Here is a 222-nt window from a genome sequence, read left to right as displayed (position 1 = left end):
AAAAAGGCTCTAGCATTTCTGCTAGAGCCTTAAATATGGCAGGGGTGGAGAGATTCGAACTCCCAACACGCGGATTTGGAATCCGCTGCTCTGCCAATTGGAGCTACACCCCTAAAACTTTCATTACTTCAGATTCGAAAAAACCTCGCACTAGGCGAGGTTATCGAATAAGTGGCGGAGTGGACGGGACTCGAACCCGCGACCCCCGGCGTGACAGGCCGG

Annotated in this window: 1 tRNA gene; it reads right to left on the bottom strand. The window is 52.7% G+C overall.

Going from position 1 to position 222, the window contains the following annotated elements:
* Window positions 1-36 precede the first annotated feature (36 nt).
* Window positions 37-113: transfer RNA gene (locus tag A136_RS01230), tRNA-Trp, on the bottom strand.
* Window positions 114-222: the final 109 nt, after the last annotated feature.

This window comes from Vibrio crassostreae 9ZC13 (assembly GCF_000272045.2).
Lineage (GTDB): Bacteria > Pseudomonadota > Gammaproteobacteria > Enterobacterales > Vibrionaceae > Vibrio > Vibrio crassostreae_C.
The sequence above is the reverse complement of the archived record's forward strand: the minus strand, read 5'-3'. Positions and strand labels throughout refer to the sequence as shown.